This is a genomic window from Chromobacterium sp. FG22, assembly GCF_057809415.1.
In genome coordinates, this window is sequence record NZ_JBMDJX010000001.1 from 196752 (window position 1) to 211248 (window position 14497).

At 64.2% G+C, this 14497-nt stretch carries 14 protein-coding genes; 8 read left to right on the forward strand and 6 right to left on the reverse strand.

Features of this window, described 5'->3' with window-relative positions; genetic code table 11:
- Positions 1-96: 96 nt before the first annotated feature.
- On the reverse strand, positions 97-1134 hold the full coding sequence (gene pyrC / locus ACODSD_RS00945; RefSeq protein ID WP_227105456.1) for a dihydroorotase: 1038 nt from the start codon (positions 1132-1134) through the stop codon (positions 97-99).
- On the opposite strand from pyrC, the gene ACODSD_RS00950 reads away from it, so the two are divergent.
- Positions 1133-1309 carry a hypothetical protein gene (locus tag ACODSD_RS00950; protein ID WP_488876593.1) on the forward strand — a complete coding sequence of 59 codons (177 nt, stop codon included), beginning with the start codon at positions 1133-1135 and terminating at the stop codon, positions 1307-1309. The genes pyrC and ACODSD_RS00950 overlap by 2 nt on opposite strands.
- Before the next feature lie 21 nt (positions 1310-1330).
- On the opposite strand, the gene ACODSD_RS00955 is transcribed toward ACODSD_RS00950, so the two are convergent.
- Positions 1331-1561 carry a sulfurtransferase TusA family protein gene (locus ACODSD_RS00955; RefSeq protein ID WP_043589636.1) on the reverse strand — a complete coding sequence of 77 codons (231 nt, stop codon included), beginning with the start codon at positions 1559-1561 and terminating at the stop codon, positions 1331-1333.
- A gap of 189 nt (positions 1562-1750) precedes the next feature.
- Here ACODSD_RS00955 and ACODSD_RS00960 point away from each other — a divergent pair, with 189 nt between their 5' ends.
- Together ACODSD_RS00960 and ACODSD_RS00965 are read left to right on the forward strand one after the other, a co-directional pair.
- A complete protein-coding gene (locus ACODSD_RS00960) occupies positions 1751-2530 on the forward strand; it encodes an NRDE family protein (protein WP_107800874.1) in 780 nt (259 codons plus the stop codon).
- A 14-nt stretch (positions 2531-2544) separates the two neighbouring features.
- A complete protein-coding gene (locus ACODSD_RS00965) occupies positions 2545-3042 on the forward strand; it encodes a CNP1-like family protein (protein ID WP_488876594.1) in 498 nt (165 codons plus the stop codon).
- A gap of 5 nt (positions 3043-3047) precedes the next feature.
- Here ACODSD_RS00965 and ACODSD_RS00970 read toward each other — a convergent pair whose 3' ends face one another.
- The 4 genes from ACODSD_RS00970 to ACODSD_RS00985 form a co-directional block, all read right to left on the reverse strand.
- Positions 3048-3464 (reverse strand): type II toxin-antitoxin system VapC family toxin, encoded by a 417-nt coding sequence (locus ACODSD_RS00970; protein WP_235085974.1) that lies wholly within the window; start codon positions 3462-3464, stop codon positions 3048-3050.
- 3 nt (positions 3465-3467) lie between these two features.
- The gene (locus ACODSD_RS00975; protein ID WP_019103136.1) at positions 3468-3680 is read right to left on the reverse strand and encodes a FitA-like ribbon-helix-helix domain-containing protein; all 213 of its coding nucleotides are present in this window, start codon (positions 3678-3680) and stop codon (positions 3468-3470) included.
- Positions 3681-3833: 153 nt separating this feature from the next.
- On the reverse strand, positions 3834-6920 hold the full coding sequence (locus ACODSD_RS00980) for an efflux RND transporter permease subunit (RefSeq protein ID WP_235085976.1): 3087 nt from the start codon (positions 6918-6920) through the stop codon (positions 3834-3836).
- Positions 6920-8044, reverse strand: coding sequence for an efflux RND transporter periplasmic adaptor subunit (locus tag ACODSD_RS00985; protein WP_488876595.1), 1125 nt, complete (start codon positions 8042-8044; stop codon positions 6920-6922). The genes ACODSD_RS00980 and ACODSD_RS00985 overlap by 1 nt, the downstream gene beginning before the upstream one ends.
- A 720-nt stretch (positions 8045-8764) precedes the next feature.
- Between ACODSD_RS00985 and ACODSD_RS00990 the strand changes: the two genes are divergently transcribed.
- The 5 genes from ACODSD_RS00990 (at position 8765) to oppF (ending at position 14481) form a co-directional block, all read left to right on the forward strand.
- Complete coding sequence (locus ACODSD_RS00990) at positions 8765-10381, forward strand: peptide ABC transporter substrate-binding protein (RefSeq protein WP_107800870.1); 1617 nt, start codon at positions 8765-8767, stop codon at positions 10379-10381.
- Between the two features lie 234 nt (positions 10382-10615).
- Positions 10616-11536, forward strand: coding sequence for an oligopeptide ABC transporter permease OppB (gene oppB, locus ACODSD_RS00995; protein WP_227105445.1), 921 nt, complete (start codon positions 10616-10618; stop codon positions 11534-11536).
- Positions 11537-11561: 25 nt separating this feature from the next.
- Positions 11562-12476 (forward strand): ABC transporter permease subunit, encoded by a 915-nt coding sequence (locus ACODSD_RS01000; protein ID WP_081575942.1) that lies wholly within the window; start codon positions 11562-11564, stop codon positions 12474-12476.
- A gap of 18 nt (positions 12477-12494) precedes the next feature.
- Entirely contained in the window at positions 12495-13496 is a 1002-nt protein-coding gene (locus tag ACODSD_RS01005; protein ID WP_107800868.1) for an ABC transporter ATP-binding protein, read from the forward strand.
- Positions 13489-14481 (forward strand): murein tripeptide/oligopeptide ABC transporter ATP binding protein OppF, encoded by a 993-nt coding sequence (gene oppF, locus ACODSD_RS01010; protein ID WP_107800867.1) that lies wholly within the window; start codon positions 13489-13491, stop codon positions 14479-14481. Before ACODSD_RS01005 ends, oppF begins: the two co-directional genes overlap by 8 nt.
- Positions 14482-14497: the final 16 nt, after the last annotated feature.

Consider the following 14497-nt stretch of genomic DNA (forward strand, 5'->3'; position numbering starts at 1 on the left):
AGACCGGTGCTGGGACCGGGTGTTGTTCGCCATTGCTCTTTAAGAGTCTGTTTTCAACGCCGTATCGCCGACGCGCAGCAGATCGTAAACAGCTTCTTAGTCCAGCAGCTTCCAGGCAATGCTCTCGCCGGCGCGCAGCGGCACCAGCGCGTCGCCGTCGTAGGGCAGCGTGTCCGGCACGGTCCACGCCTGCTTGGCCAGGGTCACGCGCTCCTCGTTGACCGGCAGGCGATAGAAGGCCGGGCCGTTGAGGCTGGCGAAGGCTTCCAGCTGGTCCAGCGCGCCGGCGGCCTCGAAGGCCTCCGCGTACAGCTCGATGGCGGCGTTGGCGGTGTACATGCCGGCGCAGCCGCAGCTGCTCTCCTTGGCGTGGCGCGCGTGCGGCGCGCTGTCGGTGCCGAGGAAGAACTTGGCGGAGCCGCTGGTGGCGGCCTTGAGCAGCGCCTGGCGGTGCAGCTCGCGCTTGAGCACCGGCAGGCAGTAATGATGCGGGCGGATGCCGCCGACGAACAGCGCGTTGCGGTTCATCAGCAGGTGGTGGGCGGTGATGGTGGCGGCGACGTTGTCCGGCGCGGCGGCCACGTATTCGGCGGCGTCGCGGGTGGTGATGTGCTCGAACACCACGCGCAGCGCGGGCAGCTTGGCCAGCAGCGGTTGGAACACTTGCTCGATGAACACCGCTTCGCGGTCGAACACGTCGATGGCCGGATCAGTGACTTCGCCGTGCACCAGCAGCGGCAGCCCGGCCTCGGCCATGGCCTCCAGCGCCGGCATGGCCTTGTTGACGTCGGACACGCCGAAATCGGAATTGGTGGTGGCGCCGGCCGGGTAGAGCTTGACCGCGTGGACGAAACCGCTGGCCTTGGCCTTGCGGATTTCCGCCGGCGAGGTGTTGTCGGTCAGGTAGAGCGTCATCAGCGGCTCGAAGCGGCTGCCGGCCGGGCGCGCGGCCAGGATGCGCTCGCGGTAGGCGGCGGCGGCGTCCACGGTGGTCACCGGCGGCTTGAGATTGGGCATGATGATGGCGCGGCCCATCTGGCGACAGGTGTCGGGCAATACGGCGGCCAGCGCCGCGCCGTCGCGCACGTGCAGATGCCAGTCATCGGGGCGGATCAGGGTCAGGGTTTGCGTCATGGTCTTGCCTGCGGGTAGCGGTGAAAAAGGCGGCGGCCAAAAAGAACCTGTTTACAAGCTGCTGCGCGTCGGCGATACGGCGTTGAAAGTCTCTTCAGAATGCTCATGTACGCTATGTGCATTCCGCTTCTTCAGCCGCTTTCGCCTGGTCTCGCCTTTGCTGGCGAGCGGGTAAACAGGCTTCGAGCCATCGAAATTATTTCCGTTTCAGCACCATGCGGAATTTGCCTTCCGCCGTGGTGTCCGAGGTCAACAGCGCATTGCCGGTCTGACGGCAGAAGGCTTCGAAGTCCTTGGGCGCGCCGGGATCGGTGGCGATCACCTCCAGCACCGCGCCGCTGTCCATTTCCGCCAGCGCCTTCTTGGCGCGCAGGATGGGCAGCGGGCAGTTGAGGCCGGAGAGGTCTATGGTCTTGTCGAAATTCATGGTCCGGCTTCCTCAGCCTTATCAGTTACAATGGAGGGAAGCACGGCCGCTTGGAACCCGTTCAAGGCCGCATCGCCGACGCGAGGCGGACATCGAGCGGAATACAGGCCTGGTCGGAACTGTCCGCGGCTGCTCCCTAAACCCTAAGTTTACGCGAGTCGCCAAGCCATCCTCAAATCGGTCTTCATCATGTGCGTGATCGCTTTTGCCTACAAGACCCCCGGACTGGGCCAGCTGGTGTTGCTGGCCAACCGGGACGAATACTATGCGCGTCCGACTGAGCCGCTGGATTGGTGGCCGCAATATCAGAATACGCTGGGCGGCCGCGACGCCGAATCCGGCGGCGGCTGGCTGATGGTGGACGGCCGCGGCCGCATCGCCGCGGTGACCAATATCCGCGACGGCCATCCGGTCAAGGCGGAGCGCTCGCGCGGCGAACTGGTGGAGCGTTTCGTCGCCGGCGACGAGGACCCGTTCGCCTTCGCGGACTGGCTGCGCGCCGAGCAAGGCCGCTATGCGCCGTTTAACCTGTTGTTCGGCTATACCTCGGATCTGTTTCATTTCCACAGCCGCGGCGGCCAGATCGCCCGGGTGACGCCGGGCATTCACACCTTGTCCAACGCCACGCTGGACACGCCGTGGTTCAAGAGCGAGCGGCTGGCGGAGTATTTGCGCGAGTTTCAGCGCGTGCCCACCGAGGATCAGGCTTTCATCGCCCTGTCCGACGGCACGCCGGCGCCGCCGGGACAGTTGCCGAACACCCGCATCGGTTCCGCGCTGGAGCGGGTGCTGTCGCCCATCTTCATCAAGGGCCGCGACTACGGCACGCGCGCGTCCATGCTGCTGACGGTGTCGGCGCGCGGCGATATGCAGTTTTCGGAATTGAGTTGGGGCCTGGCCGGCAGGGAAACCGGCCGCCGCCGTTTCACTTTGCGTCCGGGCCAGCCAAGCGCGGCCCCGGCGCGTTGACGAGGAGTAGTGATTTGAAGACCTTTGCCGCCATCATCGTGCTGGCCCTCAGCGCCGCGCAGCCGGCGCTGGCCGACAACAAGATCAAGAAGAATATAGATTTTGCGCCGGAGGTGCCGTGGCAGGAGGGCGATTACCAGTTGCCGCCGTATCCGGCGCAGCCGGACTGGATCGCGGTCAGTACCGACAATCTGCAGGTCAATCAGTATTTCGTCGACGCCAAGACCCTGAGCGCGGGCGAGGACGGCGTGGTGCGGATGATCGTGCGGGTGAAAAGCCCGGCCGGCGGCGAGAACCTGAGTTTCGAGGGCCTGCTGTGCAATGAGGGCAGCTACCGCGCTTACGCTTTTGGCAACAGCATCGATAAAAACTGGATCCGTTCCAACAAGGCGGTGTGGCGCAAGATAGAGCGCGACGACAAGCTGCGCCGTTCGCTGCGCGATCTGGCCTGCCCGGACAAGCGCGCGCCGCGCGACGCCGAGGAGGCGATCAAGCGCTTGCGCCAGGGCTGAGCTTTTTAGATCGGAGCGAACGGGTTCAATAGTTTGACGCCGGTGCCGGCAAAATCGCCGCTATTGCGGGTCACGATCGTCAGGTCGTGGATCAGCGCGATGGCGGCGATTTGCTTGTCGACGGCGTTCTGGGGATGAGGGGACATCAACTTGCCCCATACCTGGGCGCAATCGGCATCGAAGTTCAGAATGCGTTGGGAAAATTCCTGGGTGATGGTGTCCAGCCATTGTTCCAGCAGGCCGGCCTGCTTGAGGTCGCCGCGGTGCTTGAGATTCTCGATGCCGCGGCGAATGTCCCCCACGCTGATGGCGGACAGATAGAGGCTGTCCGTGTCCGCCGATCGCCAGAAGGCGAGCACGCCTGCATTGGCTTTGCCGCCTTTGCGAGCTTCGCTGACGATATTGGTGTCCACCAGATACACAGCCTATTCCCGGCTGCGTTCGAAGTCGGCGTCTTCGCCCACGTCGGGCATATTGGCCAGGACTTCGGCAAAGCTGCGGCGTTTGGGTTGAGCGAGCAAGGCGCTGCGCAGAATGCGACGATGCTCGGCTTCGGCGCTGACGCCGTGGGCCGCCGCGCGACGTTTGAGCTCTGCGGCGACTTCATCGTCGATATTGCGCACGATCAGATTGGCCATGGTCTGCCTCCCCGTACTTGATAGCAATGATTGCACTATGCCCGGCTAGAGGGGGATTGCAAGGAGGGCGCGGCTTATTCGCCTTGTCTCGCTTTTGCTCGTGAGACTTTTAGAGCAAGGCCCGCGCCGGACTCCGGCGCGGGCCTTGTCGCGTCAGGCGCGCAGCGCGCGCCGTTTTTCCCGCCAGGCCGCGTGGCGTTGCGCCAGCGCGTCGAAGTACAGATAGAGCACCGGGGTGATGTAGAGCGTGACCACCTGGGAGAACACCAGGCCGCCCACCACCGCCAGGCCCAAGGGCTGGCGCAACTCGGCGCCGGCGCCCAGGCCCAGCGCGATGGGCAAAGCGCCCATCAAGGCCGCCAGCGTGGTCATCATGATGGGCCGGAAACGCAGCAGGCAGGCGGCGTGGATGGCCTGCTCCGGCGACATGCCCTGTTTGCGCTGCGCCTCCAGCGCGAAATCGATCATCATGATGGCGTTCTTTTTGACGATGCCGATCAGCATCAGGATGCCGATGCTGGCGATCACGGTCAGTTCCTGGCCGAACAGCATCAGCGTACCCAGCGCGCCGATGGCGGCGGAGGGCAGGCCGGACAGAATCGTCAGCGGGTGGATATAGCTTTCGTACAGCACCCCCAGCAGCACGTAGATCACCGCCACCGCGATGCCCAGCAACAGGATCTGGCTGCCCTGGGTTTCCTCGAAGGCGGCGGCGTCGCCGCTATAGCTGGTGGCGATGGAGGGCGGCAGCGAGATGCGGTCCTTGAGCTGGCGCAGGTGTTGATCGGCCTGGCTCAGCGGGATGCCGGGCGCCAGGTTGAAGGACAGCGTCACCGCCTGCAACTGGCCCTGGTGGTTGACCGAGATCGGGCCGACGGTGCGCTCCACCGAGGCGATGCTGGACAGCGGCACCAGCTGGCCGTCGGCGGCACGCACGCGCAGCCGCGAGAAGTCGAACTCGTTGACCTTGAACGGGTCGTCCGCCTGCAGGATGACCTGATAGTTGTCGCTGGCGGTGTAGATGGTGGAAATCTGCCGTTCGCCGAAGGCGCTGTACAGCGCGCTGCGTATGCTCTGGATGTCCACGCCCAGCAGATTGGCCTTGTCGCGGTCTATGTTCAGCTTGGCTTGCAGCCCCTTGAGCTGGGAATCGCTGGTCACGTCGCGGAAGATGGGATCGGCCTGCATCTGCTGCAAGAGCTTGTCGGACCAGGTGTTCAGGCTTTCTGCCTGAATGCCTTGCAAGGTGTACTGGTAGCGGCTCTTGCTCTGGCGTCCGCCCAGGCGCAGGTTCTGCGTCGGGTTCAGATAGACGCTGAGCCCCGGCACTGCGCGCAGGTCGCGACGCAGGCTTTCCATGGTCGGGTCCAGCTTGGCGCGCTCGCCGCGCGGTTTGAGCTGGATGAACATGCGGCCGGTGTTGCCGCCGGACAGCGAGGAGGTGGCGAAGGCGACGTTGGGATTGGCCTGGGTGATGGCCGCGGCGCGTTGCTGCAGCTTGAGCATGGCCTCGTAGGAGATGTCCTGCGCCGCCTCGGTGCTGGCCATGATCTGGCCGGTGTCCTCGGTGGGGAAGAAGCCCTTGGGAATGCCGTTGAACATCAGCGCGGTCAGGACGAAGGTGGACAGCGCGCCGGCCAGGGTCAGGCGGCGATGCTTGAGCGCCAGGTCCAGCGTGCGGCGATAGCCGGCCAGCACCGCGTCGAAGCCGCCTTCCAGCGCGGCGGCCAGCCGGCCGCGCCGGGCCTGGTGTCCGATCGAGTCGGCGCTGAGAAAGCGCGAGGACAGCAGCGGGATCAGGGTCAGCGACACCGCCGCCGACACCAGCACCGCCAGCGACACCACCACGGCGAACTCATGGAACAGCAGGCCGATCACGCCCTGCATGAAGAAGATGGGAATGAAGATGGCCACCAGCGACAAGGAGATCGACACGATGGTGAAGGCGATCTCGCGCGAGCCCCTCAGCGCCGCCTCCATCGGCGACAGTCCTTCCTCGATGTAGCGGACGATGTTTTCCAGCATCACGATGGCGTCGTCCACCACCAGGCCCACCGCCAGCGTGATGCCCAGCAGCGAGATATTGTCCAGGCTGTAGCCCAGCCAGTACATCAGGGCGATGGTGCCGATCAGCGAGATCGGCAGCGACAGCGCCGGGATCACCGTGGCCGCCATGCGCTGCAGGAACATGAAGATCACCATGATCACCAGCGCGATGGTGAGCAGCAGGGTCAGCTTGACGTCGTGGATGGCTTCGCGGATGGACTGCGAGCGGTCGTTCAGCAGGTTCAGCCGTACCGAGCCGGGCAACTGCGCCTGCAATTGCGGCAGTTCCTTGCGGATGGCGTCCACCACCGCCACGGTGTTGGCGTCGCTCTGCCGCATCACCGCCAGCACGATGGAGCGCTCGCCGTTGACCCAGCTGCCGCTTTTGAGGTTTTCCACGCTGTCTTCCACCGCGGCCACGTCGGACAACCTCACCGGCAGGCCGTTGCGGCTGGCGATGACCAGATTGGCGAACTGGGCGGCGTTTTGCAGCTGGCGGTTGGCTTCCACCGTCATCAGCTGCGATTTGCCTTCCAGCGTGCCCACCGGGGTGTTGACGTTGGCGGCGCGGATGCTGGCGGCCACGTCGTCCAGTGTCAGATTGCGCGAGGCCAGCTTGCCCGGATCGGCCTTGATCCTCACCGCGTAGCGCTTCTGGCCGAAGATATTGACCTGGGCCACGCCCTTGAGGGTGGAGATATTGGGCGATATCCAGTTTTCGGCGTAGTCGTTGAGGTCGGACAGCGACATCGCCGGTGAATTGAGCGCCAGCAGCAGCACCGGCGAATCCGCCGGATTGACCTTGCGGTAGGACGGCGTCGAGGTCATTTCCGTCGGCAGAGAACGCTGCGCGCGCAGCAGCGCCGCCTGCACGTCCACCGCCGCCAGATCGATATTGCGGTCGTTGTCGAACTCCAGCGTGATCGAGGTGCTGCCCAGGGTGCTGGACGAACTGATCACCGCGATGCCGGGAATGGTGGAAAACTGCTTTTCCAGCGGCGCGGCCACCGAGGAGGCCATGCTGTCCGGGCTGGCGCCGGGCAGGCTGGCGGAAACGTTGATGGTGGGGGTGTCGAAGCTGGGCAGCGCGGCGATGGGCAGTTTCTGATAGGCGATCAGGCCGGCCACCACCAGGGACAGGCACAGCAGCACCGTCATCACCGGACGGCGGATGCAGAGCTCGGAGATTTGCATCACTGGCCTCCGCCGGCCGCGGCCGCGCGCACCTTGTCGCCTGGGCGCAGGTTGAGGCCGCCGTTGGACACCACGGCCTCGCCTACGCTCAGCCCTTTGACGACGGCTTTTTCCTTATGGATGGCCAGCAGTTCCACCGGCACGCGCTTGACGCTGCCGTCGGCCTGCACCGCGTAGCTGAATTTGCCTTCCGGCCCGGTCAGCAGCGCCGCCACCGGAATGGTGGTGGCCTGCCGGTAGCGGCCGGCGTTAAGCGAGACGGTGACGAATTGGCCCGGCCACAGCTTGCCGTCCGGATTGGAAAACTCGGCTTTCAGCGTCAGCGTGCCGTTGGCGCTGTCCACCGCGCTGTCGATGAAGACCAGTTTGCCGTCCACGCTGTCGCCGCTGTCCGGCAGCGTGGCGCGCACCAGCAGCTTGCCGGCGGCCTCGGCGGCGCGCACCGCGCCCAGTTCGCGCTCGGGCAGGGTGAAGGTGGCGTTGATCGGATGAATGCGGGTGATGGTCAGCATCGCCGCGGCCATGCCCGGCTGCACCAGGGTGCCCGGATAGACGCCGATCACGCCGATGCGTCCGCCGATGGAGGCGCGCAGCGTTTTATAGTCCAGCGCCACGCGGGCCGCCTCCACCTGGGCGCGGTCCGCGGCCACGGTGGCGCTGAGCGCATCGGCCTTGGACTGGTTGGCGTCCACCACGCTTTGCGAGACGAAGTTTTTCGCCAGCAGGTCGCGGCTGCGCGCCAGGTCGCGTTCGGCGTTTTTCAGCTGGGCCTGGTCGCTGAGCGTCTGCGCCTGAGCCTTTTTCAGCTGTGCGGTTTCCGCCGCCGCGTCCAGCGTGAACAGCAATTGGCCCGGGTTCACGCTCTGGCCTTCCTTGACGTGGACCTTGGCCACCACGCCGGACACCTGCGGCTTGACCTCCACCTTTTCAATGGCGGTGACATTGCCGGTGGCGCTCAGTTCTATCGGCAGATCCTCCGCCGCCACTTTGGCGATGCCAACGGCAATCGGCGGGCGCGCCGCGGTTTTGGACGCGGCGGCGCTCGTCCTGGAGCCATACCAGCCGGCCAGGCCGGCCGCAGCCAGAGCAAGCGCGGCAGCGCTTGCAACGACTCGTTTCTTCATCTTTTCTTCTCGCTCTTGGGGCGGGCGCCTAGCCCGCCGTGTGGATGCCAGGCGTCGTCCCATCGATACCTGCTGGCGCATGCCGGCGTCGCCGCTTGCCGCGGACATCCATCCGGCGGCGGGCCGCGTTTCCAGGGCGTCCCTCCGCCGCTGGTCGCGCGGCCCGGAAAACCGGGCCGGATTCTGTCCGCATATTGGAATGATAGGGCCGAATAAGGCTTGCGGATCAGGAAGATGCGTTGGCGGCGCGGCCTGGGCTCAGGAGCGTGGGGCCGGGGGGCGGGGCTGGCGCGCGGCATGCGTCGGATCGAGCTTACTCAAGCCCTTCCGTTTTCGCCAAGCGCAAAAGCGTTAATGATTTAGAGAAAAGCCGGCAAATTAAAAATAAGCGTTTTGTAATATTTGAACAGGGTAATTGTATAGGCTTATTTTCAATCCCATGAGCAATGCGTATGAGAGGCATTAATTTTTAGAATGAGAAACGAAATAATGGTGGAAAAACAATGTGAAATCAGCAAGCTGTGACAGCTAATGCGGGCAAGGATAGTCAATTTGCGACAAAAACGTTAAATCGCCCGCCGTCGCGCCGTGCTTAGCACTTGAAGTATTCAAAATCCTCAGCGCATAATGGCCGCCAACCACTCTGGATACAATCGAGTGAAGATTCTGATCGCCCCGCGATAGTCGACGGGAGCGGCAATACTTAGGAGAGTAGGCGAGATGGCTGATAAAAAATCGCTACAGACAATCACGGCCGCCGTGGCGCTGGCCCTGACTTCCGGCGCGGCCCTGGCCGCCATTGTGCCGCCGGGCACCAAGCTGGCCGCCAAGCAGGAACTGGTGCGCTCCAACGGCTCCGAACCGGAATCGCTGGATCCCATGGTGGTGGAGGGCGTGCCCGCCAACATCATCACCCACGACTTGTTCGAAGGCCTGACCGCCACCGACAACGAAGGCAGGCTGCAGCCCGGCGTGGCCGAGTCCTGGAAACAGACCGCGCCCACCACCTGGGTGTTCAAGCTGCGCAAGAACGCCAAATGGTCCGACGGCAGCGGCGTCACCGCCGACGACTTCGTCTACGGCATCCGCCGCCTGGTGGACCCCAAGCTGGCCGCTCCCTACGCCGGCACCTTCGGCATCTTCTTCCTGAACGGCGAGGCCATCGTGGCCGGCAAGAAGCCGGTGACCGCCATCGGCGTCAAGGCGCTGGACAAATACACCGTGCAAGTGGACACCGCCTTCCCGGTGTCCTACCTGCCGGAACTGATGTCCAACGCCCAGCTGGGCCCGGCGCCCAAGGCGGTGATCGACAAGTTCGGCAAGGACTGGGTCAAGCCGGGCAAGATGGTCAGCAACGGCCCCTTCGTGCTGAAAGACTGGCAAGTCAACAGCAAGGTGGTGATCGAGAAGAACGCGCAGTACTGGAACGCCAAGAGCGTGCAGCTGACCCGCGTCAGCTTCCTGCCCATCGAAGATCAGAACGCCGACCAGAAGCTGTACCAGTCCGGTCAGACCGACATGACTTACGAGATCCCGCCGGGCAGCTTCGACAAGCTCAAGAGCGCCATGCCCAAGGATCTGAAAACCTCCACCATCCTGGGTCTGCGCTATTACAGCCTGAACAACAAGGATCCGCTGCTGAAGGACGTGCGCGTGCGCAAGGCGCTGTCCATGGTGGTGGACCGCGACCTGATGGCCAAGAAAATCACCGGCGACGGCCAGCTGCCGTCCTATAGCGTGATGGTCAAGGGCGTGCACGGCGGCCTGCCGACCAGCTACGACTGGGCGCAATGGCCGATGGCCAAGCGCGTGGACGAGGCCAAGAAGCTGCTGGCCCAGGCCGGCGTCAAGCCGGGCACCACGCTCAAGCTGTCCTACAACACCAGCGACTACCACAAGAAGATGGCCATCTTCGTGGCCTCCGAGTGGAAGAGCAAGCTGGGCTTCAACACCTCCATGGAAAACATGGAGTTCAAGGTCTTCCTGAAGAAACGCCACGACGGCGACTACCAGGTGGCGCGCAACGGCTGGCTGGCCGACTATAACGACGCCACCACCTTCCTGGCGCTGGTCCAGTGCGGCAATACCCAGAACGACAACTTCAACTGCAACAAGAAAGCGGAAGAGTTGATCAAGCAGGGCAATGAAAGCACCGATCAAGCCAAGCGCACCCAATTGCTGACTCAGGCCACCAAGCTGGCGATGGACGACTACCCGATGATCCCGGTGCTGCAGTACACGCTGCCGCGCCTGGTGAAACCGTATGTGGGCGGCTACTCGCTGAAGAACCCGGTGGATCGCTACCGCAGCAAGGAACTCTACATCATCCAGCATTGATCGCCGGCCTCGCGCCGACGCCCTGAACGCCTCCCGTCCCGCAGGGGACCGGAGGCGTGCGGGCGGACGCGCGTTCGGCCCTGATCTGGAAACGGGGGCAACCCCTGTGTTGAGCGGGCGGCCGTCGCTGACGGCGCCGCCCGCCCGTGACTGTCGGTGTCAATCGCCGTTGGTCCGTCCGCAGCCCGCGCATCGCGCCGGCGCGGCGGGCGCGGCGAGTCGGAGTAATTTGCAATGTGGTCCTACACCTTACGACGCGTGCTGTTGACGATCCCCACCGTGTTGGCCGTCATCACCGTCTGTTATCTGCTGCTGCACATGACCCCTGGCGGCCCCTTTGACGGGGAGCGCAAAGTTTCCGAGGCGGTATTGGCCAATCTGCAGGCCAAATACCATCTCGACCTGCCCCTGTGGCAGCAATACCTGTATTACCTGAAGAGCCTGCTGCAAGGCGATCTGGGCGCCTCCTTCCGTTATTCGGACTGGAGCGTCAACGATCTGGTGGCCAAGGCGCTGCCGGTGTCGGCGGCGATAGGCGGCAGCGCCATCCTGATTTCGCTGGTGATAGGCGTGGCGCTGGGCATCGTCGCCGCGTTGCGTCAGAACAGCGCGGTGGATTACCTGGTGATGCTGATCAGCAATATGGGCAGCGCTTTCCCGTCCTTCATCATCGGTCCGGTGCTGGTGCTGATCTTCGCCGTCACCCTGCAATGGCTGCCGTCCGGCGGCTGGAACGATTTCGATCCGCGCTTCATGATCTTGCCGGTGGCGCTGCTGACCTTCATCAACGTGGCCACCATAGGCCGGGTGATGCGCGGCAGCCTGATCGAGGTGCTGGGCAGCAACTTCATCCGCACCGCGCGCGCCAAGGGCCTGCCGATGCGCACCATCATCGTCCGCCACGCCTTGAAGCCGGCGCTGATGCCGGTGGTGACCTTGCTGGGGCCGTTGACCATCTCCTCCATCACCTCCGCCGTGGTCACCGAGTCCATCTTCTCCCTGCCCGGCCTGGGCAAGCTCATCGTCAACGGCGCGGCCAACCGCGACTACACGCTGGTGCTGGGCCTGGTGGTGCTGGTGACGGTGATTGCCGTGCTGCTCAATCTGCTGGTCGATCTGGCTTACGCCTTCCTCGATCCCAAGATTCGCTATTGACGCGCGTGACCGCGAAGGATTTCCCATGTTGAGAAGCAAACAGAAGCAAGCGGCGATCGCGCTGGAGACCCGTCTGGACGACGCCGCCGTAGAGGGCCGCAGCCCGTGGCGCGACGCGCGCATCCGCTTTTTCCGCAACCGCGCGGCTGTGGTCAGCCTGATCATCCTGTCGCTGATCGTGCTGGCCTGTATTTTCGGGCCGATGTTCCTGCCCCATACCTATGACGACACCGACTGGGACGCCATCAGCCTGGCGCCCACCTGGCAGGGCATGCACTGGTTCGGCACCGACGACCTGGGCCGCGACCTGCTGGTGCGCACCCTGATAGGCGGCCGCATCTCGCTGATGGTGGGCGCGCTGGCCACCGTCGCCGCGGTGATCATCGGCGTGCTCTGGGGAGCCAGCGCCGGCTTCCTCGGCGGCAAGATAGACAATCTGATGATGCGCATCGTGGACATGATGTACGCAGTGCCCTATCTGCTGATCGCCATCCTGATGGTGACCCTGCTGGGCCGCGAGTTCTATCTGGTGGTGCTGACCATCACCATCCTGGGCTGGATGGACATGGCGCGCGTGGTGCGCGGCCAGACGCTGTCGATCAAGTCCAAGGAGTATGTGGAGGCCGCGCGCGCCATCGGCGTGTCCACCGCCACCATCATCGCCCGCCACATCGTGCCCAATCTGCTGGGCATCGTGGTGATCTACACTACGGTAACGGTGCCGGGCGTGATTCTGACCGAATCCGTGTTGTCCTTCCTGGGCCTGGGCGTGCAAGAGCCGATGACCAGCTGGGGGGTGTTGATCGGCGACGGCACCAAGACCATGGAAACCCAGCCCTGGCAGCTGTTGTTCCCCGCCGGAATGTTGTCGCTGACCTTGTACTGCGCCAACTATATCGGCGACGGCCTGCGCGACGCGCTGGACCCGAAAGATCGATGAGCCCGAGGTAGAACCACTATGAGCATTTTGAAAGTCAGTAATCTCGGGGTCCAGTTCCAGACCAACGACGGCATGGTCAACGCCGTCAACGGCGTCAGCTTCGAACTGGACAAGGGGCAGACCCTGGGCATCGTCGGCGAGTCCGGTTCCGGCAAGAGCCAGACCGTGCTGTCCATCATGGGCCTGCTGGCCCGCAACGGCTCCACCAGCGGCGAAGTGCTGTTCCACGGCAAAGACCTGCTGAAGATGGGCGCGCCGGAACTGAACGCCATCCGCGGCGACCGCGTGTCCATGATCTTCCAGGATCCGATGACCTCGCTGAACCCCTACCTGACGGTGGAGCGGCAGATGACCGAGGTGCTGGAGCTGCACAAGGGCATGAGCCGGCGCGCGGCCAAGAAGCGCGCGATCGAACTCTTGGAAGCGGTGCGCATTCCGGAAGCGGCGCGCCGCGTGGACATGTATCCGCATGAGTTCTCCGGCGGCATGCGCCAGCGCGTGATGATTGCGATGGCGCTGCTGTGCGAACCGGAGGTCTTGATCGCCGACGAACCCACCACCGCGCTGGACGTGACGGTGCAGGCGCAGATCCTGACCCTGCTGAAAGACCTGCAGCGGGACTTCGGCACCTCCATCATCATGATCACCCACGACTTGGGCGTGGTGGCCGGCCTGTGCGAAAAAGTGATGGTGATGTACGGCGGCCGGGTGATGGAATACGGCGACGCCGACAGCATCTTCTACCACCCCAGCCATCCTTACACCATCGGCCTGCTGGGCGCGCTGCCGCGGCTGGACCACGACGGCAGCGAGCTGGTCAGCATTCCCGGCAATCCGCCCAATATGGCGCACATGCCCAAGGGCTGCCCGTTCTCCGAACGTTGCCAGCACAGCACCGAGCGCTGCGCCGACGAACTGCCGCTGCTGCAGGCCAGCAGCCACAACCCGCAGGTGATCCGCGCCTGTCACAAGCCGGCCGTCGAGCTGGCGCAAGCAGCCCAGGAGGTGGCCCATGTCTGAACAAGCCAAACAGGCCATTCTTTCGGTGCGCGACGTCAAAGTGCACTTCCAGGTCAAGGGCAACGACAGTTGGCCGTGGAGCCCCAAGAAAACCCTGAAAGCGGTGGACGGCGTCAGTTTTGACCTCTACGCCGGGGAAACCCTGGGCGTGGTGGGCGAATCCGGCTGCGGCAAGTCCACGCTCAGCCGCGCCATCCTGAATCTGATTCCCGCCACCGACGGCGAAATCGTCTGGATGGGCAAGGATTTGCGCAAGGGCAGCGACAAGGACTGGCTGGCGGTGCGCAAGGACATCCAGATGATCTTCCAGGATCCGCTGGCCTCGCTTAATCCGCGGATGACGGTGGCCCACATCATCGGCGAGCCGCTGCGCGTGCACAAGCCGGAGCTGGGTCCGGAGGAAGTGATGCGCCGGGTCAAGGCGATGATGGCCAAGGTGGGTCTGCGCGAGCAGATGATCAACCGCTATCCGCACGAGTTCTCCGGCGGCCAGTGCCAGCGCATCGGCATTGCCCGCGCGCTGATCCTGGAGCCCAAGCTCATCATCTGCGACGAGCCGGTGTCGGCGCTGGACGTGTCCATCCAGGCGCAGATCATCAACCTGCTCAAGGAGTTGCAGCGTGAGATGGGGCTGGCGCTGATCTTCATCGCCCACGATCTGGCCGTGGTCAAGCACATCTCCGACCGCATCCTAGTGATGTATCTGGGCCGCGAAATGGAGCTGGCGGAAAAGTCCGCCTTGTACGACGCGCCGTCGCACCCGTACACCCGCGCCTTGCTGTCGGCGATTCCCATCCCGGACCCGAAGCTGGAAAAGAACAAGGTGATCCAGATCCTGCAAGGCGACCTGCCCAGCCCGATCAATCCGCCGTCCGGCTGCGTGTTCCGCACCCGTTGCCCGCAGGCGGAGACGCGCTGCGCTCAGCAGGCCACGCCGCTGCGCCGCGTCAGCGAGCAGAGTCAGTCTTCCTGCCTGCTGGCCTGAGCCGGACCCTGTCCCG